2 protein-coding genes are annotated in these 639 nt (G+C 35.8%); both read left to right on the top strand.

Annotated elements, in window-relative coordinates; all coding sequences use genetic code 11:
- On the top strand, window positions 1-204 hold a 204-nt coding region (locus F890_RS17545; RefSeq protein ID WP_005268513.1), incomplete at its 5' end, for an integrase core domain-containing protein.
- 187 nt (window positions 205-391) lie between these two features.
- On the top strand, window positions 392-639 hold a 248-nt coding region (locus F890_RS17540; protein ID WP_005268512.1), incomplete at its 3' end, for a helix-turn-helix transcriptional regulator.

Below are 639 nucleotides of genomic sequence, written 5' to 3'. Positions count from 1 at the left end.
ACGGTGAATGGCTTATACAAAACAGAGGTGATTGAATATTTAAAAGCAGATTGGCAAGGTTTAGCAGATGTACAACTTGCGACACTAAACTGGGTCGATTGGTTCAATAAAGAACGTGTACACAGCGCACTGGGTTATGTATCGCCTTTTGAGTTTGAAGCAATGTACTATGATAAGATTAATCCGTTAGGTCAGGTGGCCTAACTTAAATAAAAAAGTCTCCGACAAACCCGGTACGGTTCAATGCAAAATCAACAACAACTTGAACACCCATTTCTCATACAAGTAGGGCTATTTTACAGATCGAAATGATAAATTCATAAATTGCTTTTCAAAAAAAAAGAAACTAATATGTTTCTTATATGACCTAAAAGAAATAAATGTATCTACAATGAATAAGTCTTTACTTCAGCAAATCAAAAAAAGACGAACCCAATTAGGCTTAAAGCAAGTTGATATGCAATCCCGTACAGGCATTTCAAGACAGCAATACCAAAAGCTGGAAAGTCAGGGTAACCCTCGATTAGAGACCTTAGAAATTATCGCGGCAGGATTAAATGCTCAACTGATGCTCATCCCTGATGATAAGGTTCATTTGATCAGACAATTATTGAATGATGAAATTAAAGTCACTATTGA

This window comes from Acinetobacter sp. CIP 64.7, from assembly GCF_000369745.1.
Classification (GTDB): domain Bacteria; phylum Pseudomonadota; class Gammaproteobacteria; order Pseudomonadales; family Moraxellaceae; genus Acinetobacter; species Acinetobacter fasciculus.
This window is presented reverse-complemented; position numbering and strand designations above follow the sequence as displayed.